This is a genomic window from Anaerolineae bacterium (assembly GCA_013178165.1).
Classification (GTDB): Bacteria; Chloroflexota; Anaerolineae; order Aggregatilineales; family Ch27; genus Ch27.
Genome location: JABLXG010000003.1, coordinates 103,751 through 129,285 on the forward strand (window position 1 = coordinate 103,751; position 25,535 = coordinate 129,285).

The window sequence follows — 25,535 nt, forward strand, 5'->3', positions numbered from 1 at the left end:
AAACCACAGAAATGCTGGGGCATTCTGGCTAATCCCGCCCCCGCTTTATGCTACTTCCCCTTGAGCGCCGGGATGACTCGCTCCCCCAGCAGGTGGATGCCAGTCGTCGGGTCGAGTCCATGCGGTGTGCCGAACTCGATCCGGCTCGCCCCGGCGTCAAAGAGCGCCTCGGCCTGGCGGATCAGGTCGGCGGGCGCCCCGGCGAAAGCGAAGCGATCCAGGAGATCGTCGGAGATCAGCGCGGCGGCAGCATCAGACTCCCCGGCGTTGACCAGCGCCTGCAGCCGCCCGATCAATTCCGGGTCAGCCGGAATCGTGGGGTCCAGCGGCAGCACCACCGGCAGGTACAGCGCCGCCGCCCGGCGCGCCGCCTGCCGCGCCCGCCCCCGATCCTCGTCGACCACCGTCACCGCCCCCATCACCACGCCGACTGATCCTTCCGGACGCCCGGCCTGCCGCTCGCCAGCAGCGATCCAGCCGTGCATGACCGGCACCATCGCCGGGTTGGCGGAGCCGCCTACCTTGACCTCATCGGCGATCTCTCCGGCCAGGGCCGCCAGGCGGCGGCCCCATGTCCCGATCAGGATCGGGATCGGCCCCTGCGGCAGCGGGTACGGCGCGCGTACGTGCGCCGCCAGCGGGAAGATGGCGCCGTCAAGCCCGCCCTCCGCCCCGGCGAGCAAGTAGCGTACCACCGCCACCGCCTCGCGGATGGCCGTGAGCGGCGGTTCTAGCTCGCGGATGCCATGCTCGGCCAGCCAGGCCCCGCGGGCGATACCCACATAGACTCCGCCCCGCGCCAGCCCGGCCAGCAGGGCCGTCTCCGCCGCAATGTCGATCGGGTGGATGCGCGAAGGCGAGACTGCCGCCGGTCCCAACCGCGCCCGCCGCAGGTGAGGAGCCATCAGTAGCAGCGGGCCGTAGCTCGGCTGAAATGGCGCATCGCAGTACACACTGACCGCGTCAAAGGCGTAACGGTCGACCAGCCGGGCCAGGGCGATGTACTGCGCCGGGGATTTATCCGTCTGAAAGGCAATACTGATCTCGCGGGCCATCAGGTCAACTCGTCACTGTCCAGTGTCCGGCGAGCAATGCGCTCAATGCGCATGATCAGGCGCTCTTCCGGGTCGGGGCAGGCCACCAGTGTATCGCGCTCCAGCCAGTCATCAGCCTCAAGCTGGCGCTGCTTGGCCGCCAGCAGGGGCAAGACCGCGCCCAGCGCATAAATGCAAAAGTGCTTGCCCGGCGGCAGGCGAAGCTTGCTGCTCTCGGTCAACTCGAAGTAGTCGCCAACCTGCATCCCGCATACCGAACGCCCCTCGATGGCGACCACCGTCACCCGCAGATCGTACAGACCGAAGAGTCTGCTCATGGAGCAATCCTCCGCAGATAGGGCAGCACTTCCCGCCCAATGACCTCGATCGCCGCCAGCGGATCAGGCCCCAGCGGCGGCCCGAAGCTGATGTGCCGTGCGCCCAGTGCGATCAACCCTTCCAGGCGGGGGATCAGCGCGGCAGCCGTGCCCGCTACGCCGATGCGCAACATGGCCGGCGTGACCAGCGCCTTACCCCGCGCCAGGTCGCGCTCCGCCATGACCGCCTGGGCGATGGGCGCAAAGTCGTCCCGCGTGAGCCCCAGCCGCTCCCAGATCAGCGGGCTGAGCGACTGACCATAGTAGGCGATCTTCTCCCGCAGGGCGTCTTCCGCCGCCGCCCGGTCATCGGCGACCGAGCACCAGATGCAGGCCGCTACATCCAGCGCGGCCAGATCGCGCCCGGCCCGCACTGCGCCCTCCTGAATATAGGGCAGCACCGTCGCGTAGTGCTCCGGCGGGAAGAGCAACGGCAACCCGCCATCGGCCACTTCCCCGATGGCCCGCAGCATATTGGGGCTGAGCGCGCCGAGATAGATCGGGACACGCCGCCGGGGGGTAAAGCGCAGATACGCCTCCTCCGTCCAGCGCAGGAACTGCCCTTCCAGGGGGACGCGCTCGCCAGAAAGCAGGCGGTTGATTGCGTTGACCGTCTCCACAACAGCCGTGCGCGGCTTTTCCGGCACGATCCCGATCCAGGCCAGGAAGTCCGCCGCCCCGGCGGAAAGGCCCAGGTTGAAGCGCCCGCCGGATAGCTCGTCCAGCGTCGCCGCGATCATGGCGATCTCCGCGGGATGGATCGTGTACGGATTGAGGATGCACGTCCCGATTTCGATCCGCTCCGTCGCCGCCGCAACAGCCGCCAGAATCACCACCCCACTGCGCAGGAACAGATCATCGCTAACCCAGAACTGGTCAAAGCCAGCAGCCTCCGCTGCCCGCGCCAGCCGGACATACGCCGTAACCGGCAAATCATTGTTGAAGCGCAGGCTGAACTTCATGCGTCGGCTCCCTGCCCGCTGGCCCCGATCACCGCGTCAGCTTCGACTTCCACCAGGTAGCCGTCGCCGACCAGCCGGCTGACCTCGATCAGCGTGTTGGCCGGGCGGATGGCGCCAAAGACTTCGGCATGGGCGCGAGCCGCTTCCTCCCAGCGGGTCACATCGGTGACGTAGATGCGCGTCCGTACCACATCGGCCAGCGTCGCGCCCGCCGCTTCAAGCGCAGCCCCGATCTTGCTCAGGATGTAAGCTGTTTGAGCATAGACATCGCCCGGCCCAACCAGACGCCCCTGCTCATCGGTCGCCGTTGTACCGGAGACGAACACCAGATCGCCAACACGTACAGCCCGCGAGTAGCCAGCGATTCCCTCCCAGACCGTGCCGGAAGCAATGTTCTGGCGCTGCATGGACCTCTCCCTCAATCGATCACGATCAGCGATGGGTAGCCGGTGGTCAGCGGCTCGCCGCCGCCGGGCCGGACTATAACAACATCTTCCACCCGCGCCGCCGGCCCCCAGGGGACGAGGATACTCGGCTCCACCGTGAAGAGCATCCCTTCCGCCAGTACGGTCTCGTCCCCCGCCGTCAGGAAGGGCGGCTCATGCACGTCCAGGCCGATGCCATGCCCCAGCCGGTGGCGGAAGTTCGGGCCATACCCGGCCTCTTCAATCACCTGCCGCGCGGCAGCATCTGCCTGGGCCGCTGTCGCCTGACCGGCCCGCAGCGCGGCGATCCCCGCTGCCTGCGAAGCCATCACCAGTTCATGCACACGCTGCATTTCCTCATCCGGCTGGCCAAAGTAGACTGTACGCCCGTAGTCGTAGCAGTAACCCTCGTAGATCGCGCCGAAGTCAAACAGGATGGCCACCGGCGGCTTGAGCGGACGGTGCCAGGTTTGCTCGTGCTTGCCGAAGATCAGTTCGTGGTGTGGGCCGGTATTGTAAAGCGCCGTGGTAAAGGATGGCCCCAGCGATCCATGACGGCGCAGTTGATAATCTACCTCGGCCATGATCTCCAGTTCGGTGATGCCATGGCGAAGCCTGGGCAGTACATCGGCGAAAGCTGCCTCTGTGATCGCCCCGGCCCGGCGCATGATGGCGATCTCTGCTTCGCTCTTGATCGCCCGCAGCGGGCGCAGCAGATCGGTGGCGGAGACAAAGGTCGCGCCGGGGAAGATCGCGTGCAGGCGGGAAGCGGTCTCCGCCCGTGCGCGGTCACCGAGGGCGATGCGTGGCCCGGGCGGCACACCAAATCGCGCCGCAATCTCGCGCACCAGCGCCGCCGGATCGTCGTGATCGCCCAGGATACGCAGCTCAACGCCGGTGGAATCGGCCAGACCGCCAAATTCCGCCGTCATACGCGGCAGGGCCAGCAGGGGCGCGCCCTGTGGGGCCATCCACAACCCCTCCAGCCATGCGCCAGGGTGGATCGTCGCCCCGAAGTTAGGGAAGTCGCGGGGCACACCGGTCAGATACTGCAAATCGGCGGAAACCGGCAGAAAGGCCAGATCAGCGCTGTGTCCAAGCGCCTCCTGAAACCGTTGCTGGCGTTCGCTGTAGTTCATGTAAACCTCTCTCCGGAGCAGTAAGCGAGCTATTCGGGTACACCCGGCGGCATGAACCAGCAGCAGCCGGGCGCCCGGTCGCGCTTTATTGTCACCGAATCGCGCCGGGATGCAACCCGGCTGTGCCGCAGTCATGACGCACAGAACATCAGCGATCCAGTCGTCGGGCGAAAGAGGGGTGAGAACAGGCTGCCGGCCAGAACCATGCCCGTGCTGCCAGCGGTCATCTTTCGCCTATCTCCCGGCTCGCTGACTTTCCAGCCCGGGACACAGATCAGACCAACAGGATTGACTCCAGATGGATTTTACCCTATGCTGATAAGTAGCGGTATATACCACCATAGACCAAAGAAGTCCGAATGCCCGGGCAGCGCGTCAGGGGGAGACACGCCGTGAACGTGCAGCCGCATTCATCCGAGCCGTTCTACATCCAGATCAAGAACTACCTGCAGATGCAGATTCAGACGGGCGCCTACCCGGTCGGCGCACGGCTGCCTTCCGAGCGCGAACTGGCCGAGCAGTTCAATGTCAGCCGGATGACTGCCCGCCAGGCCCTGCTCCTGCTGGCCCGCGAGGGCCTGACTTACACCCGCGTCGGCAAGGGCACCTATGTTTCCCCGCCCAAGTTTGACCAGGACCTGGATGCCCTGCGCAGTTTTACCGAAGAGATGCGCCAGCGCGGGGTGGAACCTTCCAGCCGCGTGCTGGAGGCCACACTGCGACCCGCTGACGATGAAGTCGCAGCGCGGCTACAGATCGCGCCGGGGGCGGAGGTTGTCGTCCTCAGTCGCGTCCGTCTGGCCGATGGCAAACCACTAGCCATCGAAACGACCCACCTCGATCATCAGATGTGCCCCGGCATTCTGGACGGGCACGATTTTAGCCGCGAATCACTCTATGGCGTGTTACGCCGCGAATATGGCTGGGTGCTGGTCTGGGCGGACCAGATCATCGAGGCCCGCCTGCCCCAGCCTCACGAGCGCCGCCTGTTGAACATTGACCGCCAGACGCCGGTGCTGGGCATCCGCCGTACAACTTACTCCCGGCATGACCGGCCGGTTGAATTCGTCTATTCCGTTTACCGTGGCGACCAGTACCAGCTCCGGGCCATCCTCCGCCACCCCGATACGACGGCGATCAGTGGCGTGGTGCAGGCCCCGGCAGGCGATTCCGGCACAGGGTAGCGGACGGGACGCGCCCCGGCAGCGCCGGGCAGCGTCACCCCATACAGCATGAGGAGTGCTGCGATATGGCTGAGCTAGCGTTGGGCATTGACCTGGGCGGGACCAAGATCGCCGGGGCGCTGGTCACCCGCGAGGGCACAGTCGTCGCCGAAGTCCGGACGCCGACCCGACCGGAAGAAGGCGTTGAGCCGGTGATCGGACGGATGGCGGAGTGCATCCGGGCCTTACAGGCCCAGGCCGGGTCGGGCCATCGCATCGTCGGGATCGGCATCGGGGCCGCCGGTTCCACCGATCACGTGCGCGGCGTGGTGATCATGGGGTCCAATCTGCGCTGGGTCAATGTGCCTTTGCGCGACCGCCTGCTGGCTCACCTGGGCGATGCCTGGGCCGGGCCGATCAGCGTCGCCAAGGATACCAACGCCGCTGCGTTGGGCGAGCTGCTTTACGGCGCAGGCCGTGGCGCACAGACCATCCTCTACGTCACCGTCGGGACGGGCATCGGCGGCGGTCTGGTGCTGGAAGGTAAGCTGTATCACGGCGTCAGCGGCGGCGCTGCTGACCTGGGCCACCTGATCGTGGAGACAGACGGCCCGCTGTGTGGCTGTGGCAAGCGCGGCTGTGTGGAGGCGCTGGCCTCCGGCCCGGCCATCGCCCGCCAGGCGCGGGAGCAACTGGCCGCCGGGCGGCCTTCGATCCTGGCCGATCGCCCCCCCGAGACGCTGACCGCTGTCGACGTGGTTGAGGCAGCCCAGCGGGGCGACGCCCTGGCTCGTGAGATCATCACCCTGGCCGGGCAACGGCTGGGCATGGTGCTGGCCTGGTGCGTGGATGTGGTCAATCCGGAGCGGATCATCATCGGCGGCGGCGTAGCGGCAGCGGGCGACCTGCTGTTTGAGCCGGTGCGCCAGACGGTTGCCGTACGCGCCCTGCCTTCTAACGTGGAAGCCGTGCGCATTGTGCCCGCCGGGCTGGGCGCCAATTCCGGCGAGATCGGCGCCGCCGCGCTGGTCTGGGCGGGCGCGGCATGAGCGGGAAGTGCAGCAGGTAGCGGTCACCGACCGCAGGAGAGGGGTTATGAGCAAAGTTCTGTATGCTGGCGACTCGGCCATCATGGCTGTCCTGGGGCTGGAAGGCATCGAGGTCTTCCCTCTGCTGGATCAAATCTGGGACGCCGGGACATACCTGCGCAGTGCGCTGGAAAGCAGCGGGCACACCGTCACCCGGATGCTCTCCCATGAAGCGTACTACCATCTGCCGGAGACGGCAGAGGCGCTGGCAGCCTACGACGTGCTGATCCTCAGCGACATCGGCCACGACACGGTGGTGCTCTACCCCGGCGCGCGCCGCAACGCCGTGCCAATGGGGCCGAACCGCCTGAAGGAGATCGTCCGCTTTGTGGAAAACGGCGGCGGGCTGGCTTATGTCGGCGGCTACTTCACTTACCAGGGGCATCACGGTCAGGGCCGCTGGTATGGGACGCCGGTCGCCCGTATCCTGCCGGTGGAGATTCTGCCCATGCATGACGACCGGATCGAGACGCCAGAAGGCGCACGCCCGCGCATCCTGCGCCCCGATCACCCGATCCTGGCCGGTATCCCCACCGATCCCATGCCCATGTTCATGGGCTACAACAAGACTGCCCCGCGCCAGGGCGCCGACCTGCTGGCCCGTATCGGCGACGATGACGACCCCTTCCTGGCCTGCTGGACGGTCGGCAAGGGCCGCGTGCTGGCTATTACGTCGGATGTCGCGCCGCACTGGGGCAGCGATTTCATTCGCTGGCCACACTATCAGCAATTCTGGGATCAGGCCATCCGCTGGCTCAGCGGAGCGTAAAGCCTGCTCAGCGAGAAAAGGAGGGAAAAGCGCCAAGACCTGAGTTTTTGTTGCGCGGATAACCGATGACCACGCGCTCCGTTCGTTCTTGAAAGGTTTTGCTAAGAGGAGAAGTTGCAGATGTCAAAGATCGCACGTTTGCTGCTAATCGCTGTTTTTCTGACCGTCGCCATCGGCCCGGTGGCCGCGCAGGGGCCGGTTGAGATCGTCTTCTGGCACATGGAGCAACCGCCGCATCGTGTTGCCCGCGTGCAGGAACTGCTCGACGAATTCAACGCCGCCCACCCGGATATCGTCGTCCGCCAGGAGCCGCAGAACTGGGGCGAGATTTACACCAAGGCGCCCGCTGCGGTCGCCGCTGGCAATGCTCCAGATATGCTCTTTGCCATCCCGGACTTCACGCCGATCATCCGGGCGGTGGGCGCGGTGCAGCCGGTCGATGACTTCGTAGCCGAGATGAACGAGGCCCATGGCTTCTTCCCGGCGGCCATTGAGCCGTATAGCTACGAAGATCACGTCTGGGCGGTGCCGCTGTGGAACATGGCCCATTCGCTGTGGTATCGCAAGAGTGTCTTTGCTGAGGCCGGTGTTGAGCCGCCGACCACCTGGGACGAGTGGCTGGCCGCCGTCCAGACCCTGACCACCGATACCCAGTACGGCATCGGCCTACCCGCTAACCGCCATCTGTACACCGACCAGACGACCTACGACTTCATGATCAACGCCGGCGCCTCGGAGATCTACAACCCTGATGGCACGCTGCGCTTCAACAATGAGGCGACCGTCGCCGCCTTCGACTTCTACAAGCAGCTCTACCAGTACTCGCCGCCCGATAGCCCGAACTGGACCTGGGGCGAGGCCGAGGCCTGCTTTGCCAGCCGTACCTGCGCCTCCATCCTCCAGTTCACGGTGATCACCACCTACGACACCCAGGCTGAGGGCGATCCGGAAGACCTGGGCGTGATGGCCATCCCGCATGCGGCGGATGTCGAGCAGTCGGGCACCATCGCCTACGTGAATGGCGTCATGGTCCTGACCGATGACCCTGCCAAGCAGGAAGCGATCTACACCTTCCTGCGCTTCCTGCTGGAGCCGGAGAACTATGGCCGCTTCCTGAACATGGAGCCGGGCCTGTTCCTGCCGGTCACCGAAAGCGGTAGCCAGGCTGCCAGCTACTGGGAAGACCCGATGGTCGTCAAGTACAAGAGCCAGATCGAAGTCATGCTGGAGAACTCCCGCAACGGCATGCTGTTCGGCTTCACCGGCGGCAACATCTTCCCCAGCATCGCCCAGATTTCGGCCCAGAACCTGCTGGCCCAGACCCTGCAGAAGGTCGTGATCGACAATATGGACCCGGCGGAAGCGGTGGCCGAAGGCCAGGCCCTGATGGAAGAAGCGATCGAAGACTGATCGTCCGCTGTCCCCGCGGGGACTTCCTGACCCGGTGGGAAGGGGGCTTCCCTTCCCACCGGCTTTACCTATGAGGGATACCCATGACCAACGCCACCCCCACCACGACCGGGCGAGCCAGGGCCGGCCTGCTCGCCGGGCGCTTTCGTCGGCCAGCAGGGGATACCCTGCTCGGCTACCTGCTGGTGGCCCCGCTGATTCTATGGCTGGCCGGGACCATCCTCTACCCGCTGCTTTCAGCGGTGCGCCTGAGCTTCCTGGATGTCGGGATTATCGGCACCGGCGGCCAGTTTGTTGGCCTGGAGAACTACAGTAAAGTCCTCGGCTCCGATAACTTCTGGGAAGCTTTCGGGCGCAGCCTGGTGTGGGTGGTCGCCAACGCCGTGCTGCAAACCCTGGCTGCTTTCCTCACCGCCCTGATCCTCAAGCAGCGCTTCCGCGGGCAGGGGCTGGCCCGTGTATGGGTGATTCTGTCCTGGATCGTGCCGACGGTGGTCGTGGTGATCATCTGGCGCTGGTTGCTGGGCACCTCCGGCGGGATTGTCAACTATCTGTTGGTAACACTGGGCATCACGCCGCAGCCAATCGGTTTCTTCGGCACCGGGCCAAGCGCACGCGCTTCAGTCATCTTCATCAACTCCTGGCGTTGGTTCCCGCTGATGGCCGTGATCCTGCTGGCGGGGATGCAGAGCATCCCGGAGGAACTGTACGAAGCGGCTTCGGTGGATGGCGCGTCAGCCTGGCAGCGCTTCTGGCACATCACCATGCCGGGCCTGCAGGCTGTGCTGTTCGTCATGGGGCTGGTCGGGATGCTATGGTCGATCAATGTCTTCGACATCATCTGGCTGCTGACTCGCGGCGGGCCATCTGCGGCCACCACCACGCTGCCCGTGTTCATCTACGACACCGCTTTCTTCAAGTACCGGCTCAGCCGCTCGGCGGCGGCTTCGGTCGTGCTGGGGCTGGCATTGCTGGCTTTCGCCATGCTGTACACTCGCTTGATGGCCCCGCGTGCTGAGGAGGAGCAGGGATGATGACTGATCTGGCAGGATTGCGCCGCTCGCTGGGGGTGTACCTGTCCGTGGCCGTGCTGTTGATCGTGGTCATCGCCCCCTTCTACTGGATCTTCACCGGGTCGATCAAGGCGCCGCAGGAGATCATCGCCCAGGTGCCGACGCTGATCCCGCAGTCGTTCACGCTGGAGCACTATGACCATCTGCTGGCGTCGTCGGCCTTCCCGCGTTACCTGCTCAACAGCACCATTATCGCCGCCCTGACGATGGTGATCACGGTCGTGCTGGCCTCACTGGCGGCCTATGGCATCTACCGGCTGCGCTTCCCCGGCAGCCAGTTCCTGTTCAAGATCATCCTGGTCACCTACGCCTTCCCCAGTATCCTGCTGCTGGTGCCCCTGTACGGCATGTTGAGCCAGGTCGGGCTGATCGATAGCCTGTGGGCGCTGGTGATCGTCAATGTCACCTTCGCCGCGCCGTTTGCTGTGTGGATGCTGCAGGCTTTCTTCCGCGCCGTACCCTACGAACTGGAGGAGGCCGCCGCACTGGATGGCGCTGGCCGCCTGCGGGTTATGCTGCGTATCACCCTGCCGCTGACCGCGCCGGGCATCGCCAGCATCGCCATCTACGCCTTCATCACCTCCTGGACGGAGTACATGCTGGCTTCGGTGCTGATCATCAGCGACGCCAACCGGACGCTGCCGGTCGGCCTGGCCGGGATCATCGGCCAGTATCAGGTCGACTGGGGGCTGCTGCTGGCCGGGGCCACGCTGACCACGCTGCCGGTGCTGATCCTGTTCGGGATGGTGGGCCGCAACTTCGTGGACGGGCTGACCGCCGGAGCCATCAAGTGACGCCGGGATACCATCACCTCCCCCGGCAATCCGGCGACATGATCTTTCAGGTCTCTGGCGGCGCCTCCCCTGATCCTGGCCTATAATGAAGGCATAGGGCCGTCCCGCCCCGGTCAGGCATACCGGGCCGGGCGCCGGGACGCGACCCCCGACCGCTGAATCGTAACCGGGGATGGGCTGTACCAGCCGGGAGGAACCTGATGACCCATGCCAGCAGCGACCACGTCGCTCTCCACCAGGCAAATGCCATTCAGCCCGATCGCGTCGTCCGCACCACGTGCGAGTACTGCGGTGTTGGCTGCCAGATTCTGTTGCACGTCAAAGACGGTGTGATCTACCGGGTCAGCGCCCCTTTCGACGCCGCCCCTAACTACGGCAACCTGTGCGTCAAAGGCCGCTTTGGCCATGATTACGTCTGGCACCGCGACCGCCTGACCACACCACTCATCCGGCGCAACGGCGTATTGCGACCCGCCAGCTGGGATGAGGCACTGAACCTGGTCGCCAACCGGCTGGCGGCGGTCAAAGCCGCCCATGGCCCGGACGCGATCGCCTTCCTGTGCAGCGCCAAATGCACCAACGAAGAAAACTACCTGATGCAGAAGCTGGCCCGCCAGGTCATCGGCACGCACAACATCGACCATTGCGCTCGCCTCTGACACAGCAGCACCGTAACAGGCCTCGTGCAGGCCTTCGGCAGCGGCGCGATGACCAACAGTATCGCCGACATCACCCAGGCGCGGACCATCCTGCTGATTGGCACCAATACCACCGCCAACCACCCGGTGATCAGCCTGCAGATCAAAAAGGCGGTACGCCAGCATGGCGCGGCATTGATCGTCGCCGATCCCCGCCGGATCGAGCTGGCCGAGTTCGCTACCCTGTTCCTCCAGCATGAAGGCGGGACGGATATCGCCCTGCTCAACGGCCTGGCCCACATCATCTTACGCGAAGGTCTGCACGATGAGGCGTTCATCGCCGCCCGCACGGAGAATTTTGAGACCTGGCGGGCCGTTGTTGAGGAGTACACCCCAGAGCGCGTCAGCCAGATCACGGGTGTGCCCGTTGCCGACCTGGAGCAGGCCGCGCGGTTGTACGGGGGCCGCAAGCCAGCCGCTATCTTCTACGCGATGGGCATCACCCAGCACACTGTCGGCCATCAGAATGTCCTGGCCGTAGCCAACCTGGCCATGCTCACCGGTAACCTTGGCATCCCTGGCGGCGGCGTGAACCCTCTGCGCGGCCAAAATAACGTCCAGGGGGCTTGCGATGTCGGTGGCCTGCCCAATGTTTACCCCGGCTATCAATCCGTGGCCGACGAAAGCATCCGCGCGGCGATGGCCGCCTTCTATGGCGTCCCTCAGCCTCCAGCCGTCCCCGGCCTGACCCTGACCGAGATGATCGACGCCGCGGGGGATGGTCACGTCAAAGCCCTTTACTTCATGGGGGAAAACCCTGCCATGAGCGACCCGGATTCCAATCATGTTCGCGAATGCCTGGCCAGAACCGAATTTCTGGTCGTGCAGGACATCTTCCTCCATGAAACGACCGAGTTTGCCGATGTCGTCCTGCCAGCGGCTAGCTTCGCGGAGAAAGACGGCACGTTCACCAACACCGAGCGCCGTATCCAGCGCGTGCGCCGGGCCTGTGATCCCCCCGGCCAGGCCCGCCCGGACTGGCAGATCGTGGCGGAAGTTGCCCGGCGGCTGGGAGCGACTGGCTGGGATTACGCCGACCCGGCGGCGATCATGGCCGAGATCGCAGAGGTTACGCCGATCTACCGTGGTATACGCTACGAGCGGCTAGAAGACGGCGGTCTGCAGTGGCCCTGCCCGGCTCCCGATCACCCCGGCACGCCGATCCTGCACACGACACGCTTCACACGCGGTCTGGGCCGCTTCAGCCCGGTGCATCACCAGCCCGCCGCTGAATTGCCCGACGACGACTACCCCTTCATGCTGACCACCGGGCGTATCCTGGAGCACTGGCACACCGGGACGATGACCCGCCGCGTCACCGGCCTTGACCTGCTGGCTCCGGAAGAACGCGTGGAGATTCACCCGGCTGACGCCGCCGCCCTGGGCATCGCCGATGGCGACTGGATCCGCGTCTCGTCGCGGCGCGGGACAGTGACCGCCCGTGCCGGCGTAATGCGCCGTCCCCGGCCAGGGCTGGTCTTCATGACCTTCCATTATGCCGAGGCGCTGGGGAATATCCTGACCAATAAGGCTCTCGACCCGATCGCCAAAATTCCGGAATATAAGGTCTGTGCGGTGAAGGTGGAAAAAGTTGCGCCACCCACCGGCCTCTGAAGCTGTCACCAGCGGGGTGTGCTCGCTGACAGAAACGGCGTCAGCGGAAGCCATGACAGGCCAGGACACTCAGAGCGCAATCTAAAAAATTCGTAAAAAATAGACCGGTGCGTTAATCCAACACAGGTTTCACGTTTTGCATCTACCTGAAAAGAGGTAACATTGGGGTCAGGTGCTTTGTACAACAGGATCATCAGCCGACATTCACGCTGGCCTGACAGGGCCAGGGCCGCCGCCAGACATCACCCGCTTCATCGCCCGGCCCGGCATCATACCCCCACTTCGTAACCTGTGCAGGACTGCGCTTTTGTGCAGGAGACAGCCAGTGAGCACCATTACCTGTCCAAGCTGCAGCCAGGTTAACCCGGACACCAACCTGTTCTGCTCCCACTGTGGCGAGATGCTTGATCGCTTTCAGAAAACGCCCAAGATCGATGTCGGCAACCTGCGCGTCAACCATCCCCAGTGGGGTAATGCTCGCATCTCCAGCCGCCATCGCCTGGTATTGCGCCTGGTGAACTCCCTCAAACAGATCCGGATCGATCTGGTGGAAAATCAGCCAGTAACGCTCGGGCGGGCTGACCCGCTGGCGGACATTACACCTGATTTCGACCTGAGCCGCTACAACGGTCTGGCGATGGGCGTCTCGCGCCGCCATGCCTCACTGGTCATGCAGGATAACACCCTGCAGATCACTGACCTGGACAGCACTAACGGCACCTACCTCAACGGCAAACGCCTGATTCCCTACCGCCCCAACATCCTGCGCGACGGTGACGAGATCCGCCTAGGCGATCTGCGTATGCTGGCGATGTTCGTGGAAGTCACCGACCCCTTCGATCACGCTCAGGAAGCCCGCCGCTAGGCTGTCATTCACGCAACCCATCGGGAAAGAAATTCAGTCACCGCCCAGGCTGTGCTGCCTGTCATGATGCTATGCCCTAGTCTGGTTTGTCCCTTCGCTGATCACCTGCCGCCCTGGCCCCTTGTTTTCTTCCCTGCCATTTAGCACCAAGACCTCTGTTGAATTTTCGCCTGCACCGGCCCGCAGCAAATGTCCCCGGTTGTCCTGCCAGTGCCCTGACGTATAATACCGGGGTGTAGCAGCGCGGGATGGTTCCCTGATCGCGCTCCGGGCGCGCACAGCCAGGTTCCGGCGAGTATAGATACCGCCACCTGTTTACATGGCGAAATTATGACCACAGAACACACGCGGCTGGTCGTCCGGTTGGTCAATGAGCGGGGCGATCTGCTGTCTTACGAGCTGGGCAAGCGACCGGTTGTGATTGGCTCGGCTGCCAATGCCCATATTCAGCTGACCGGCCAGAACATCGCCGGGCAGCAGCTGCTGATCCTGCGCTCTGGTGGCGAGATTCTGGTCGTCGATCCAGGCAGCCCGTCGGGTGTGTTGCTCAATGGGCGGCGCATCCCGCCTAACCAGAAGATCCGTTGGGCGCCCGGCGACACGCTGAGCATCGGCCATTACCGGCTGAGCCTGATCCCGGAAGTGGCCGGGGCAGCGATGGAAGGCACGGAAGAGCAAGCGGGCGATTTGCGCCTGACGGTGGAACCGCCGGTCATTCATGTTCCCCTTCCGGCAGCGCTGCAACTGCATCACGCCGGTGCAGAAACCCGCCAGGTCTTCTTTGAGGCAGTCGCCGATTCTCCGAACCTGGCGATCGACCTGGAGCCAGCACAGGCGTTTGTCGCCCCCGGCGCGGATGCCAGCGTACAGGTGCGGGCCTACCCGGTCGGACCGTTCCCGTTCGGTGGCCGGGTGCAGGCAACCTTCACGGCCTTCACCACAGATGGTCTGGCGGCCAGCGCACGGGCGTTGATCGTCGTCCGTCCACCGCTGCGCAAGTGGGCGCTGGCGGGCCTGTTGCTGCTCCTGTTCCTGGGTGTTGTTGGCGGGGTAATCCTCTCTCTCCCGTATCAATTGCCCACCGCGACCCCCACCATCCTGGCGCTGGTAACTACCGCTACGCCGCCCCCGGCCACAACCACGGCGACTGAAACCGCCCTCCCCACCGCGACAGAAACGCCCACAGCGACGCCTACGAATACACTGGAGCCAACACCGACCACCGTCCAACTGGGCATCCTGCCCACGCCGACTCCCAGCGCAACGGTCTATGTGTGTACCAACCAGTGCGCCCAGCTGGGCTGGCCGCGCATCACCATCCAGCGCGGCGACACGCTGTTCAACCTGGCGCAGGCGGCCAATATCAGCGTGGCTCTGGCGGCGCAGGTCAACTGCATCCCGGACCCGGGGCTGATCTTCGCCGGGCAGAGCATCTGCCTGCCCTGCGCGGATACCGATCGGGATGGGTTGTGCGATGCGCTGGATAACTGCCCGGCGGTCTACAACCCCGATCAGGCCGACACAGACGGCGACGGGATCGGTGATGCCTGCACGCCGCCTTTCACCCTGACCTGGATCACCTTGCCGCCCGGCCTGATGGCCGCCGATAACCGGAGTTGCCCGCAGACGCCGACAGGCGCCCGTGTCGTCGTCAGCGCTGCCAGCAGCTACGGGATCGCGGAGATGGCCGCCGAACTGATCATCGATGGCCGGCAGCCCCAGCGCCTGACCATTGTGCCGGAGACGCCGGGCAGCGCCAATTTTGTCTTTGACATCGCCATTCCGGGCGATGTGGCTGGCGGCGGGGATGTCGGCGCGCGGGTGCGCGTGACCTCCCGCGATGGCCGGGGGCGCACCGCCGAGATCAGCACGACCTTCACCATCACCCGCTGCATCCCGCCGGTGACGCCGACTCCGTCGCTCTCACCGACACCGACGCTGTCGCCAACACCAACGCCGACGTTTACGCCCACGCCCTCGCCCACGCCGCGTGGTCTGGCCCTGAGCTGGGCGGTTGCGCCGCCGCCTGCCATGACCGCCGACAACTTCTACTGCGCCGCAACGCCGCAGCAAGCCACAGCGATCGTCCAGGCAACAGGCGATCTGGCCGTCGCCAGCCTGACCGCGGCCATCGCTTTTGATACAGGTGGCCCCTCCCCCCTGAACTTCGCCCTGCCGGTAACCGAAGACCCGGCCACCCGCCAGTACAGCATCGATCTGGACGCGGCGACGTTCACCGGCGCCGGGGAAGCCACAGGCCTGTTGAAAGTCTCCGCCACCGACACAGAAGGCAACCTGCGCGAGTTGACAGCCACAGTGGCGCTGACCGCCTGCCGCCTGACACTGACCTGGCAGACCGATCCGACCGGGACGCTGACCGCCAGCAATGCCCTGTGCCCGGCCATCCCGGAAAACGCCTATGGCGTCGCGGTGGTCTCGGTGCCGGAAGTGGTGGAAGACAGTGGCGTGACGGCTTCCGTCAGCGGCCCGGCGGGTTCCGGCCTGGCGGAAGCGCTGGCGGTGACTCCGCTTGGCGCGGGCGCTTATGCCCTGGACTTTGACCCAGGTGCGCTGGGGGTAACTTACACCGGCCCGGCGACGATCACCGTCCGCGTGGTTGACCGGCGCGGCGCGACGCACACGCTCTCCGCCGCTGTGACCCTGGCCGACTGCACGATGGTCTTCACCTGGATCACCCTGCCGGACAGCGTGGTCGCCGGCAGCAACGCCACCTGCCCGGAAGTGCCGCTGCGCACCAGCGGCTTTGTGGGCGCGTCGCTGCCAGACGCCGTGGACAATGTGGCCGCGGTGATCTCAATTACCGGCTACGTTACGCCATTCCGGCTGGATGTGCTGGATCAGGACGACGGTGTGTACCGGGTGGACATCGAAGGCGACGAATTGCCAGCTGTGACTGCTTCTGCTACGGTGCGTGTCACCCTGATCGATATCGCCGGCGGGACATATGAGGTGACCGCCCCTCTACAGCTGCGGGACTGCCGCGGGACGCTGACCTGGGTTGTACCACCACCCGCAAATATCAATCTCACGCCGTGCGGTGGGCTGCCATCGCTGCCCTTTGATGTAAGCTTCCAGGCAGAAATCCCGGATCTGGTGGCCCTGCAAGCGGTGACCGCGGATGGGATCAACGAACAGGGGCGCGTGGTCTACGGGCCGATCACCTCGCCTGCACCTGGCGTGTACACCTTCACCGTTAACCAGGCCCCGCCGGGGACCAGCTTCGTCGTGCGCGCCTTCGCCCCCGATCACAAGCAGACGCCGGCGATCATCACCCGCATCCTGCCCTGCGACGATGACGACAATCCGGATGCGCTGGCCCCGGCCAGCAACGGGGATGCCGACGCCCTGCTAACGCTGGCGTTGACGCCACAGCCGACGCTGACAGAAACACCCTCCGGGCCGGGCGGCAACTAACCTACGCCGGCGCGCTCGCTGGCGCGGACAGCTCGCCTGCTGTAAGCTCAGGGAGTGAAAAGGTGGGTGAGGAGTGACACGGCGTGACCGTAGGCGAATTAACCAGCAGCGATCCGCTGATCAACCGTGTCATTGAGGGCTACCAGTTCATCAAGCGACTGGGGGAAGGCTCTTACGGGCTGGTTTACCTTGCCCGACACCCGCGGATCACCAACCGGCTGGTAGCGGTCAAGTACATCAAGCTGGAAAACCCGGACCAGATCCGCGATGTTGAGCGCGAGGTTGAAGTCCTGGCCCGCCTGCAGCACCCTAATATCGTTGACATTTACGACACCTATCGCTTTGACCGTTACCAGCTCATCGTGATGGAACTGGTGCGGGGTGGGACACTGCTGCATGCCCTGCAGCGCCTGCCGCGCCCGCTGGATGTGCAGACCAGCGTGGCGATGGTGGAGCAACTCGCCTTCGCCCTGGGCTATGTGCACGCCCAAAACATCCTGCACCTGGACCTCAAGCCGGCCAACATCCTGCTCGATCCGGTTGCCGATGGACGGGAAGCCCGTCCCCTGCTGACCGACTTCGGCATCGCCAAAATTGTCAACCCCGGCGGGGCAATTTCCACCAACATCATCGGCACGCCGATGTATATGTCGCCGGAGCACTTTGGATTTGGCGACAACAAGCCCGATCATCGCTCCGACATCTATTCGCTGGGCATCATCCTCTACGAACTGATCGTGGGGGAGGTACCGTACCGCGCGCCGGAACTGCTGGAAGTGCTCAACATGCACGCCTACAGCCCGATTCCGGTACCCTCGGCCAAAATCCCCAGCCTGCCGCCGGAGCTGGACTATGTGATCCTGCGTGCCCTGGCCAAGCTGCCAGAGGATCGCTTTCAGTCGGCCAACGAGATGGGTAGCCTCCTGCGCGAATTACGCCAGGGGCCGCTGACGACGCTCAAGCCGCTGCCGGGGCGCGTTTCGGGCGAGGCGCTGGGGGCGATCGCCAGCAAGCATGCCGAGGCGATGGCCGGGGTCGACGCTGCCTACGCCCGCGCCAGAGCGCCGGCCTTTAGCCTGGTGATGATGGGGCCGGATGGCGAGCAGCAGACGGTCAGCTTTCACGAGCGATCGGTCATCATTGGCCGTCACGAATCGGCGGGCCTGCGGCTGGATCACCCGTCGGTCTCCCGGCAACATGCCCGGATCGATTGCGACAGCAACGGCAATCTGTTCGTCACCGATCTGAACAGCATGAACGGCACTTACCTGGACGGCCTGCGCCTGCCGCCGCAGGAGCGCACTTACTGGAAGAACACCCAGTTCCTGCAGGTGCAGGGTTACCTGTTCCAGGTAGCGGAGCTGCCCGCCGGAGAAATGCCGGCGGTCGAACCCTTCATCTTCACCACTGAACAGGTCAAGGTTCTGCTGGACGAACTGGATCGTCAGCAGAACCGGCCCGGCGTGCGCGTCAGCCTGTCGCCGGATATCGTCTACCTGGAGCCGGGCAAGCGCCAGTATGTCCAGGTGCAGGTCAGGCCGGAGAACGCCCCGCCCGCCCGCTACGAGCTGCGGGCGCGGCCCGGCCCGGAGATTGACGACCGCTGGTATGTCCTGCCCGCCGGGCATGTGATCGAGGCGGGCGAAACCTACACCTTCGACCTGGTGATCAGCGCACCGCTGACCGGCACAGTAGGCGGCAAAACCCACGAAATCGCTCTGGAGGTCGTCTCCAACCAGCCAGGCATCCGCAGTGTGGTGCAGGTGCTTAAAGTAAGGGTGATGCCGGTAACGCGCTTTACCGTAGCCCTGCAGCCCAACCAGGTCACCCATGGCCGCCGCGCCCGCGCGGATCTGGTGATCATGAACAGCGGCAACGCTACCGAGAGCTTCGCCATTGAGTTCGAAGCGCCCGATACGCTGGCTATCCTGCCGGCGGCGCGGGAACTGACCGTTGAACCGGCCCAGGTGGGGACGGTGACGCTGCGTTTCAGGCCGGCCCGCAGCGCCGTACAGGAGCGCAGCCGCCTGATCTTTTCCGCGCTGGTGCGCGCTTCATCCGGTGTGGTGGAACGGGCGCACGGCAGCTATGTGTTTCAGCGCCGCCAGCGCCGCCAGCCGCTGGGATTGATCGCGCTGTGGGTGCTGATCGTTGCCGCGGCAACGCGCCAGTTCGTCCTTGGCGTCCCCCTGGCCGATCAACTCGACCAGCTGCGCCAGCTGATCGAACAGCTTGCCGGGCTGGTGCTGCGAGGACCAGGGCCATGAGCCAGCATCAAGGCTTTGTCTACCAGATCGTGGCCCTGCGGCGCGGGCAGGATGGCCTGGAACGGCGCGCCCGGCTGGGACATCGCCCGTTCTTGATCGGCAGCGGCGCCGCTGCCGACCTGTGCCTGGAAGGCGAGCCGATCCGGGCGGTGCAGGCCCGTCTATTCCTGACCACGACCGGCCAGGTCATGCTGACCAACCTGGGGGAAGCTGGCGCCATCACGCTGGATGGCGTCGCGCTGCCCAGCTTTGCCTGCATCCCCTGGAAGCCGGGCGCAGTGCTGGCGATCGGGGCGTATGACCTGCGCCTGGGAACGCTCCGTGCTGAAGGCGAAGACGGCGATCTGGAGATCATCGACTTCCCGGTGATCACGCAGGAGAATCGGGCCGTTGAGGACGAAGCGGCCCTGCCGGAAGAAGCGGCGGCCAGCCCGGCAAAAGTGGTTTCCCCACCGCCACGAGAAGCATTTGTGTCGGCCTTTGGGCACGCCGCGCCGGAGCCGGACAAACCGGCGGAGCGCCAGGCGGCGGACGCTGGCGATAGTGCGGCAGGCGAGGATCAAGCACCGGCGGCGCCCGTCGAAGCAGTTGCCCCAGCGACTCCGGTCGCCCGACCGCCTGACGCCCTGGCAGTATATGAGGATGGTTCCACATACCTCCCGGCTCATCCGCTACCAGCAGCAGCGCCGGGAGCAGGAGCGGCCCTGTTTTCCACCCTCCCCAAAGACTGGCAGTACACCGGCCTGTTTGGCGTTCAGCTTCCGGTGCCGGTGGTCAGCCTGGTAGCGGGTGAACGGGTGCGCGTCCCTATTTCGCTGCGCAATGGCTACGCGGAGGAACTGCGCCTGCATGTTGCTGTTGAGGGCGTTCCACCGGAATGGGTCCTGGGGCCGCAATCGCTGGTGACGCTGGCGGCAGGTGAGATTCAGACTATCGATCTGGTGCTGCAAACGCAGCCTTCCCCCGCCCTGGAACAGGTGCGCGAACTGCACATCCGCTTCGTAGATCGGAGCACGCCGCAGGTGATGGCCGCGGCAACGCTGACCCTCAGCTTCAAGGACGAGCCGAATCTGGTAGGGCGGCTGGAGCCGGTTGAAGCGGTAGAGACGCGCCCCGTGCATCTGTTGCTGCAGAATCACACCCAGGCCGCAACCGAGATTTTCATCACCGCCCGCGCGACCGACCGGGAGCATCTGCTGGTGACGCCGCAACAGGCACAACTGCGCCTGCCACCGGGCGGCAGCGTTCAGGTGGGGGTGACCTTCCAGGTGCTACGCCGGCCGTGGCTGCGGTCAGTGACTTGCGACTACAGCCTGACTGTGACCCACAGCCATCGCGCCCCACTGGATTACCCCGGCAGGGTACGCCTCCGGCCACGGCTGTGGCCGCCATGGCTCTGGCGCTAGGCAGACGGTTCCGGCGGTAGCAGCGCCCCCAACCAGACCTTCCCGAGATCAGCGCCAGGCAGGCCCCCCGCTGGCGGAGGCCGCCGCGTTGGAACAACCATGAGTGCATGTGAACGGAAACAGGAGGAGAGCAAAGCCACAATGTATACCTACGGGCGCAAGACCGGCTGCCGGATCAGCCTGGACTATACCTACAAGGACATGCGTATCGCCTACCTGGAAAACGCCCTGCTCCGCGTGGGCGTCCTGCTGGACAAAGGCGCCGATATCTTCGAGTTCACCTACAAACCCCGCGATCTGGATTTTATGTGGCAATCCCCCACGCCCATGCAAAAGCCCTTCATCGCCACCAGCGCCCTGCCCAGCGGCGCCTTCCATGATTATTACTATGGCGGTTGGCAGGAGGTATTGCCCTCGGCGGGTTTTTCACCGGAGCCATACCGGGATGTCTACCAGGGCCTGCACGGGGAAGTCTCCCTGCTGCCCTTTGAGGCCCAGATCGCTGAGGATACGCCCGATTGCGTCAGCCTGCGGGCGCGCGTCCGGCTGTACCGCACGCCGCTGGCCCTGGAGCGCACCATGACCCTCCGCCGGGATACCGCCGCCCTGTTCATCCACGAACGGCTGGAGAATGAATCGCCCGGCCCATTTGCCATCATGTGGGGCCACCACCCCGCTTTTGGCGAGCCATTCCTGGATGAGAGCTGCGTCGCTCACATCCCGGCCTCGCAGGTGGACGTGCTGGACTTTCACCCCAACGGCCAGTGGCAGCCTGGCCAGGACTACACCTTTCCGCTGGTCAGGAACCGCCGTAACGGAGCGCTGGAAGATGTCACACGGGTATTGCCCCGCGCCAACCATTCGGTCGATCTGATTTACTTCAAGGGGCTGGCCGAAGGCTGGTATGGCCTGACCAACCGGCGGCAGGGCGTGGGCTTCGGGATGGCCTGGGACGCCAGCCTGTTTCGCTCCGTATGGATGTGGCAGCTCTACGGCGGCCACGACGATTACCCCTGGTTTGGGCGAGCCTACACCTGCGCGCTGGAGCCGTTCACAAGCCATCCCGGTCTGGGCGTCAAGCGAGCCGTTGAGGACGGCACTGCCGTAATCCTGGGACCGAAAGAAGTGCGGGAGACCGATCTGGTGGCCGTCGCCTACGAAGGCGAAGGCGTGACGCGCATCGCACCCGACGGTACCATCGAGCACTGATGATCAGCAGGCCGCCCGCGCATCCTCTTTCCGGCGCTGCGCGGGCGGCCATGTTCTGGTTATTCTTCAACCCCTAAGGCAGGTACGCCAGCATATCGGGGCAGTAAGCCTCCGCCGCTTGCGGCAGGGTCAGGTTCTTCCACTCGCCGGAAGCCAGCGCAAAGAAGCCCTCCTCATCCCGGCAATAGTCACCACCCACCTCGGCCAGGTAAAGGGCTACGGCCATACTCAGGCGCGGCGCGGCAAAAGACGTCCCGGCGATCACGGCCTGGCTTGTGGCGCCGGCAACCGCGCTGGCATATTCGCCCGGCATCATCACCTCACCGTAGTTGGAAATCCGCAGGCGCTGGTTCGGTCGGTCGCCGGGAATTGTCAACAGCGGCACATCGGTCTTGCTGTCCCACGACTGGGCCGGGTAGAAGCCCTGCCCCTGGCTGGCGCTGACACTGACCACCCCCGGCCAGGCTCCCGGCCAGAACGGGAAGTTCAGCCCGAAGTTGCCCGCGGAAGCCACCGCCACAACCCCCGCCTCCGCCAGATACGCCTGTAGCGGATCAAGCGGCTGGTTAGGCTGAGCCTGTTGCGATCGGCGGGACATCGCCGGAAATACTGTGTCGTTGTAGAACAAAACGGCCCGCTGGAACAGGCTCCGATAGCGGTTTAGATTGCCAGCGTCCCGTGCGGCCAGCAACTGCCCGCCGAAGTCGACCATCGCCTGCAGGTACTCGCACGGGATCACGGCGAAACTCATATTGAGCAGGACTACATCGGCCTCGACCTCGGCCAGCGCAGCCTCGATGCGCTCCGCCGCCACCTCCGTTGACACCCCATGCACGTCAACCGGGATCAGCGTGATGATCTCTTCAGCCCCGGCCTCGGCGATCATCTCCTCAAGCTGGCCGAGCACCACGTCGCCATGCGACTGTTCGGTCAGCGGATCGGCGGTGGCCCCACGCACGGCAAACGCCTGCCCTTCCAGGCTGATCGCACAGCTCTCCCCCGCCTCAAAGGCGCCGAAATCAACCGCAGCTAGGTCAGTAAGGCCAAAGTCGTCTACCACCAGAATAGCCACCGCATGCGGTTCCTGGGCGGCGGCAGGCGTCAACCCACCCAGCGCCCCCAGGCTGAGCGCCACGACCAGCGCCAGGCGGCCCACCCATACGCCTTTACGTAACATACCCATGGTTTCCCCTCCCGGGATATTCTCTAGACTTCACGCGATCGGATAATCAGCCTGCCTCATGTATGCCTCAACCTCAGCCATTTTGCTCTTGAGGCCGCACTCACGGAACAGGGCCAGCGCCTCCTCAAAACACTGCCGGGCTTTGCCCCGGTCACCCAGACGATGATGATCTTCCCCCAGAGACTGCAGAGCGTGGGCCGTCCAGACGCGGTTATCCAGCCGGCGGGCCAGCGCCAGCGCCTGCTCATGGTTGGCCAGGGCCAGCGCATATTCGCCCAGTTCATGTTCGGCGGAGCCGAGGTTGAACACGGCCACCAGCTGCGTTTCCGGGTCGTTGATCGCCTCCGCCAGCGCCGCCTCCTCGGCAAAGCAGCGCCGGGCCGCCGGGTAGTCGCGCCGCAACTGGGCCAGGTAACCCTGGTGCTCCAGCACAAAAGCCCTCAGGAAGCCGTCATCCAGCGCGGCGGCGATACTGGCCGCCTGCTCAAAATGGGCCGCAGCAGCGGTGTGATCACCCTGTTCGGCCAGCACCTTGCCTGCCGCGCAGAGCAGCACCGTCTCCCGATCGCGCAGGCCCAGTTCGCGGGCAATCTCCAGCGCGGCGCTGTACTGGCGGAGCGCCCCCGGCAGGTCGCCGCGGTCATAGGCAGCGTTGCCGCACTTGCCCAGCAGGAACTGCCGGACCTCGGCGCGGGGCGGTTCCATCCGTCCGGCGGCTTCCTGAGCGGCTTCCAGCAGACGCAGGAAAGGCAGCGTATGCCCCCGCGCGGAAAGATATGGCCCGGCCAGGGTCTGCATGATCGCCACCAGCGTCGCGTCATCACTGCTGCTGAGCGCCGCCTCTGCCGCGCCGAGCAGGTTGCCGATCTCCACATCCAGCGCGTCCAGATCAGCACGATGATCGGCGGCGTACGCCCGGCAGGCTTCCAGCGCCGCCCGGCGGCGCTCCGGCGTGGCCGCCGCCGCCCGCGCATAGCTGTGAGCCAGATCGTGGATCCGGTAGTAGACAGGCTGATCCTCAGCGCGGCGCAGGCGATCCGCCAGGCCGCGCCGTTGCAGAGTCACCAGGGCGGTTTCGACCTCATCAGCCGGGCGGCCCATACAGCGGGCCAGCAGATCGGGGGTGGCGCTGGGCGTGAACAGCGCGCCGAAGGCCAGGAAGACCTGCCGCACGTCCTCTTCCAGCGCCAGCAGACTGGCGGTCATCAGTTCGTTGATGCTGGTTCGCCCTTCTTCAGCGAAATCCTCCGGCATGACCAGGCTATGGGGCGCATCAGCCAGGCGGCGCATCAGTTCGCCCGGTCCGATCTGGTCGACCTTGAGCGTCTTACCCGCGACCTCCAGGGCGAAGGCATGGTAGCCGAGCTGGTGGCACAACTCACGGGCCGTCGGATCATCTTTGTAGCTGGCCCCGGCATGGTGGCTCAGCAGGCGCAACGCTTCGTCCGGCTCCAGCCGCCCTACCTCCACGATGGCGTCCAGGGCGTAGCGGTGGCGGGCGGTCACCAGCACGGGCAACTGGCGCGGCACGGCCTTGAGCACCTGGCTCAGCGCCGCGCCGTTCCATACGTCATCCAGCACCAGCAGCGACACAGCATTTTCAGCCAGCAGGCGACGCATAACCTTGATCCGGGCGCTGCCGGTGGCGCTGGCGATCTCCTGGTGGGCGCCAAAAGGCCGGGCCAGAGCCTCCAGCAGGGCGTCGGCCTCCTCGCTGCCCGCGTTGAGCCACAGCACAGCCCCTTCATGAGTCTCCAGCCAGTCGGCGGCGACGCTGGCTGCCAGAGCCGACTTGCCCATGCCTCCAAAGCCCTGCAGCAGGACGTTGGTCCCTTCCTCCAGCAGTTCGCGCACACGGGCCAGCAGCGCCTGGCGACCGATCAGGCGGGGTGGCAGATCGGGAACGTCATCGGGCGATTCGGCCAGGGTTGCGCTGCTGTCGCCCAGGTGACGCAATAACCGGTCGCGCAGCCAGACGGCGATCGAGCGGCTGACCTGCCGCCGCAGGTCGTCCAGGTCGGTGAACCAGCGGGGGGTGATCCCGGCAATGACATTGCTCTGCTCATCCAGAAAGGCCTGCAGGCGCGGGTCACGCCCGGCGGTGTCAACCGATTTCACATAGATGTGGCGGTCGATGCCCCACGCCGTCGCCCGCTGGAACTCGTCAATCGTCCACTCGCCGTATTCCTTCCAGAACAGGCCGATGTACAGTGCGGACTGCTTGAGCGCGCTCAGGTACACCTCCCGGATCGAGCGTTGCGAGGCCGGAGCATCCTCCTCAAAGGCCCAGGCGCTGAGTTTGACCAGCTCATTGCCCAGCGTCGGCAGCAGGGCGCGCAATACCTGGCGCTCCGCCGCCAGCTCCTGCATCTTTGAGCTGATGAAGATGTGTAGTTCGGTCACCATAGGCTGAACCTGGCCGGGCCTGTTGCGGGAGGCATTTATCAGACGCTTACATCTGCCATTATATCCAAAGCTAGCAGAGAGACTCTAATCAGCCAGGCGTGAGCACAACCAGATCCCAAACCCCGACCATTTTCCCCTGTTCTAGCTGCGCTGACCCTGGGGTTGCCGTTCCACATTGCGCTCGCTGCCCACCCGGCGCCCGGCCACCACCACCCCGC

General features: G+C 65.1%; 20 protein-coding genes. 13 read left to right on the forward strand and 7 right to left on the reverse strand.

The genetic code is table 11. The annotated features are described in order from the left end of the window. Positions 1–50: 50 nt before the first annotated feature. Genes HPY64_02505 through HPY64_02525 form a run of 5 tightly spaced genes read right to left on the reverse strand, consistent with a single transcriptional unit; the run spans position 51 to position 3,937 of the window. On the reverse strand, positions 51–1,055 hold the full coding sequence (locus tag HPY64_02505; GenBank protein NPV66000.1) for an LLM class flavin-dependent oxidoreductase: 1,005 nt from the start codon (positions 1,053–1,055) through the stop codon (positions 51–53). Continuing rightward, the gene (locus tag HPY64_02510) at positions 1,055–1,372 is read right to left on the reverse strand and encodes a TIGR04076 family protein (GenBank protein ID NPV66001.1); all 318 of its coding nucleotides are present in this window, start codon (positions 1,370–1,372) and stop codon (positions 1,055–1,057) included. Before HPY64_02510 ends, HPY64_02505 begins: the two co-directional genes overlap by 1 nt. Continuing rightward, positions 1,369–2,373 (reverse strand): LLM class flavin-dependent oxidoreductase, encoded by a 1,005-nt coding sequence (locus tag HPY64_02515; GenBank protein ID NPV66002.1) that lies wholly within the window; start codon positions 2,371–2,373, stop codon positions 1,369–1,371. Before HPY64_02515 ends, HPY64_02510 begins: the two co-directional genes overlap by 4 nt. Continuing rightward, complete coding sequence (locus HPY64_02520) at positions 2,370–2,780, reverse strand: RidA family protein (GenBank protein ID NPV66003.1); 411 nt, start codon at positions 2,778–2,780, stop codon at positions 2,370–2,372. The genes HPY64_02515 and HPY64_02520 overlap by 4 nt, the downstream gene beginning before the upstream one ends. Positions 2,781–2,791: 11 nt before the next feature. Continuing rightward, on the reverse strand, positions 2,792–3,937 hold the full coding sequence (locus HPY64_02525; GenBank protein ID NPV66004.1) for an aminopeptidase P family protein: 1,146 nt from the start codon (positions 3,935–3,937) through the stop codon (positions 2,792–2,794). 392 nt (positions 3,938–4,329) lie between these two features. On the opposite strand from HPY64_02525, the gene HPY64_02530 reads away from it, so the two are divergent. The 13 genes from HPY64_02530 (at position 4,330) to HPY64_02590 (ending at position 21,728) form a co-directional block, all read left to right on the forward strand. Further along, positions 4,330–5,121 carry a GntR family transcriptional regulator gene (locus HPY64_02530; GenBank protein ID NPV66005.1) on the forward strand — a complete coding sequence of 264 codons (792 nt, stop codon included), beginning with the start codon at positions 4,330–4,332 and terminating at the stop codon, positions 5,119–5,121. A gap of 65 nt (positions 5,122–5,186) precedes the next feature. Beyond that, on the forward strand, positions 5,187–6,149 hold the full coding sequence (locus HPY64_02535; protein NPV66006.1) for an ROK family protein: 963 nt from the start codon (positions 5,187–5,189) through the stop codon (positions 6,147–6,149). A gap of 46 nt (positions 6,150–6,195) precedes the next feature. After that, positions 6,196–6,957: a cytoplasmic protein gene (locus HPY64_02540; GenBank protein NPV66007.1), complete on the forward strand. Its 762-nt coding sequence runs from the start codon at positions 6,196–6,198 to the stop codon at positions 6,955–6,957. 120 nt (positions 6,958–7,077) lie between these two features. Next, positions 7,078–8,367 carry a carbohydrate ABC transporter substrate-binding protein gene (locus HPY64_02545; protein NPV66008.1) on the forward strand — a complete coding sequence of 430 codons (1,290 nt, stop codon included), beginning with the start codon at positions 7,078–7,080 and terminating at the stop codon, positions 8,365–8,367. 83 nt (positions 8,368–8,450) lie between these two features. Continuing rightward, positions 8,451–9,401 carry a sugar ABC transporter permease gene (locus tag HPY64_02550; protein NPV66009.1) on the forward strand — a complete coding sequence of 317 codons (951 nt, stop codon included), beginning with the start codon at positions 8,451–8,453 and terminating at the stop codon, positions 9,399–9,401. After that, positions 9,401–10,234 (forward strand): carbohydrate ABC transporter permease, encoded by an 834-nt coding sequence (locus HPY64_02555; protein NPV66010.1) that lies wholly within the window; start codon positions 9,401–9,403, stop codon positions 10,232–10,234. Before HPY64_02550 ends, HPY64_02555 begins: the two co-directional genes overlap by 1 nt. 200 nt (positions 10,235–10,434) lie before the next feature. Continuing rightward, complete coding sequence (locus tag HPY64_02560) at positions 10,435–10,893, forward strand: molybdopterin-dependent oxidoreductase (protein ID NPV66011.1); 459 nt, start codon at positions 10,435–10,437, stop codon at positions 10,891–10,893. Positions 10,894–10,941: 48 nt separating this feature from the next. Beyond that, positions 10,942–12,546 carry a molybdopterin-dependent oxidoreductase gene (locus tag HPY64_02565; GenBank protein ID NPV66012.1) on the forward strand — a complete coding sequence of 535 codons (1,605 nt, stop codon included), beginning with the start codon at positions 10,942–10,944 and terminating at the stop codon, positions 12,544–12,546. A 325-nt stretch (positions 12,547–12,871) separates the two neighbouring features. Then, a complete protein-coding gene (locus HPY64_02570) occupies positions 12,872–13,411 on the forward strand; it encodes an FHA domain-containing protein (protein NPV66013.1) in 540 nt (179 codons plus the stop codon). Positions 13,412–13,741: 330 nt separating this feature from the next. After that, positions 13,742–16,846: an FHA domain-containing protein gene (locus HPY64_02575; protein ID NPV66014.1), complete on the forward strand. Its 3,105-nt coding sequence runs from the start codon at positions 13,742–13,744 to the stop codon at positions 16,844–16,846. 83 nt (positions 16,847–16,929) lie between these two features. Then, positions 16,930–19,113, forward strand: coding sequence for a protein kinase (locus tag HPY64_02580; GenBank protein NPV66015.1), 2,184 nt, complete (start codon positions 16,930–16,932; stop codon positions 19,111–19,113). Continuing rightward, a complete protein-coding gene (locus tag HPY64_02585) occupies positions 19,110–20,519 on the forward strand; it encodes a hypothetical protein (protein ID NPV66016.1) in 1,410 nt (469 codons plus the stop codon). The genes HPY64_02580 and HPY64_02585 overlap by 4 nt, the downstream gene beginning before the upstream one ends. 141 nt (positions 20,520–20,660) lie before the next feature. Further along, a complete protein-coding gene (locus HPY64_02590) occupies positions 20,661–21,728 on the forward strand; it encodes a DUF4432 family protein (GenBank protein ID NPV66017.1) in 1,068 nt (355 codons plus the stop codon). A gap of 73 nt (positions 21,729–21,801) precedes the next feature. Here HPY64_02590 and HPY64_02595 read toward each other — a convergent pair whose 3' ends face one another. Together HPY64_02595 and HPY64_02600 are read right to left on the reverse strand one after the other, a co-directional pair. Beyond that, positions 21,802–22,911 (reverse strand): S8 family serine peptidase, encoded by a 1,110-nt coding sequence (locus HPY64_02595; GenBank protein ID NPV66018.1) that lies wholly within the window; start codon positions 22,909–22,911, stop codon positions 21,802–21,804. 30 nt (positions 22,912–22,941) lie between these two features. Further along, positions 22,942–25,317 carry a tetratricopeptide repeat protein gene (locus tag HPY64_02600; GenBank protein NPV66019.1) on the reverse strand — a complete coding sequence of 792 codons (2,376 nt, stop codon included), beginning with the start codon at positions 25,315–25,317 and terminating at the stop codon, positions 22,942–22,944. Between the last annotated feature and the right edge of the window lie 218 nt (positions 25,318–25,535).

What these genes read in the sequence shown, in the direction of transcription:
- HPY64_02505 (NPV66000.1), bottom strand. Translation starts at nt 1,055, where the DNA reads ATGGCCCGCGAGATCAGTATTGCCTTTCAGACGGATAAATCCCCGGCG.
- HPY64_02510 (NPV66001.1), bottom strand. Translation starts at nt 1,372, where the DNA reads ATGAGCAGACTCTTCGGTCTGTACGATCTGCGGGTGACGGTGGTCGCC.
- HPY64_02515 (NPV66002.1), bottom strand. Translation starts at nt 2,373, where the DNA reads ATGAAGTTCAGCCTGCGCTTCAACAATGATTTGCCGGTTACGGCGTAT.
- HPY64_02520 (NPV66003.1), bottom strand. Translation starts at nt 2,780, where the DNA reads ATGCAGCGCCAGAACATTGCTTCCGGCACGGTCTGGGAGGGAATCGCT.
- HPY64_02525 (NPV66004.1), bottom strand. Translation starts at nt 3,937, where the DNA reads ATGAACTACAGCGAACGCCAGCAACGGTTTCAGGAGGCGCTTGGACAC.
- HPY64_02535 (NPV66006.1), top strand. Translation starts at nt 5,187, where the DNA reads ATGGCTGAGCTAGCGTTGGGCATTGACCTGGGCGGGACCAAGATCGCC.
- HPY64_02540 (NPV66007.1), top strand. Translation starts at nt 6,196, where the DNA reads ATGAGCAAAGTTCTGTATGCTGGCGACTCGGCCATCATGGCTGTCCTG.
- HPY64_02545 (NPV66008.1), top strand. Translation starts at nt 7,078, where the DNA reads ATGTCAAAGATCGCACGTTTGCTGCTAATCGCTGTTTTTCTGACCGTC.
- HPY64_02550 (NPV66009.1), top strand. Translation starts at nt 8,451, where the DNA reads ATGACCAACGCCACCCCCACCACGACCGGGCGAGCCAGGGCCGGCCTG.
- HPY64_02555 (NPV66010.1), top strand. Translation starts at nt 9,401, where the DNA reads ATGACTGATCTGGCAGGATTGCGCCGCTCGCTGGGGGTGTACCTGTCC.
- HPY64_02560 (NPV66011.1), top strand. Translation starts at nt 10,435, where the DNA reads ATGACCCATGCCAGCAGCGACCACGTCGCTCTCCACCAGGCAAATGCC.
- HPY64_02565 (NPV66012.1), top strand. Translation starts at nt 10,942, where the DNA reads ATGACCAACAGTATCGCCGACATCACCCAGGCGCGGACCATCCTGCTG.
- HPY64_02575 (NPV66014.1), top strand. Translation starts at nt 13,742, where the DNA reads ATGACCACAGAACACACGCGGCTGGTCGTCCGGTTGGTCAATGAGCGG.
- HPY64_02585 (NPV66016.1), top strand. Translation starts at nt 19,110, where the DNA reads ATGAGCCAGCATCAAGGCTTTGTCTACCAGATCGTGGCCCTGCGGCGC.
- HPY64_02590 (NPV66017.1), top strand. Translation starts at nt 20,661, where the DNA reads ATGTATACCTACGGGCGCAAGACCGGCTGCCGGATCAGCCTGGACTAT.
- HPY64_02595 (NPV66018.1), bottom strand. Translation starts at nt 22,911, where the DNA reads ATGGGTATGTTACGTAAAGGCGTATGGGTGGGCCGCCTGGCGCTGGTC.
- HPY64_02600 (NPV66019.1), bottom strand. Translation starts at nt 25,317, where the DNA reads ATGGTGACCGAACTACACATCTTCATCAGCTCAAAGATGCAGGAGCTG.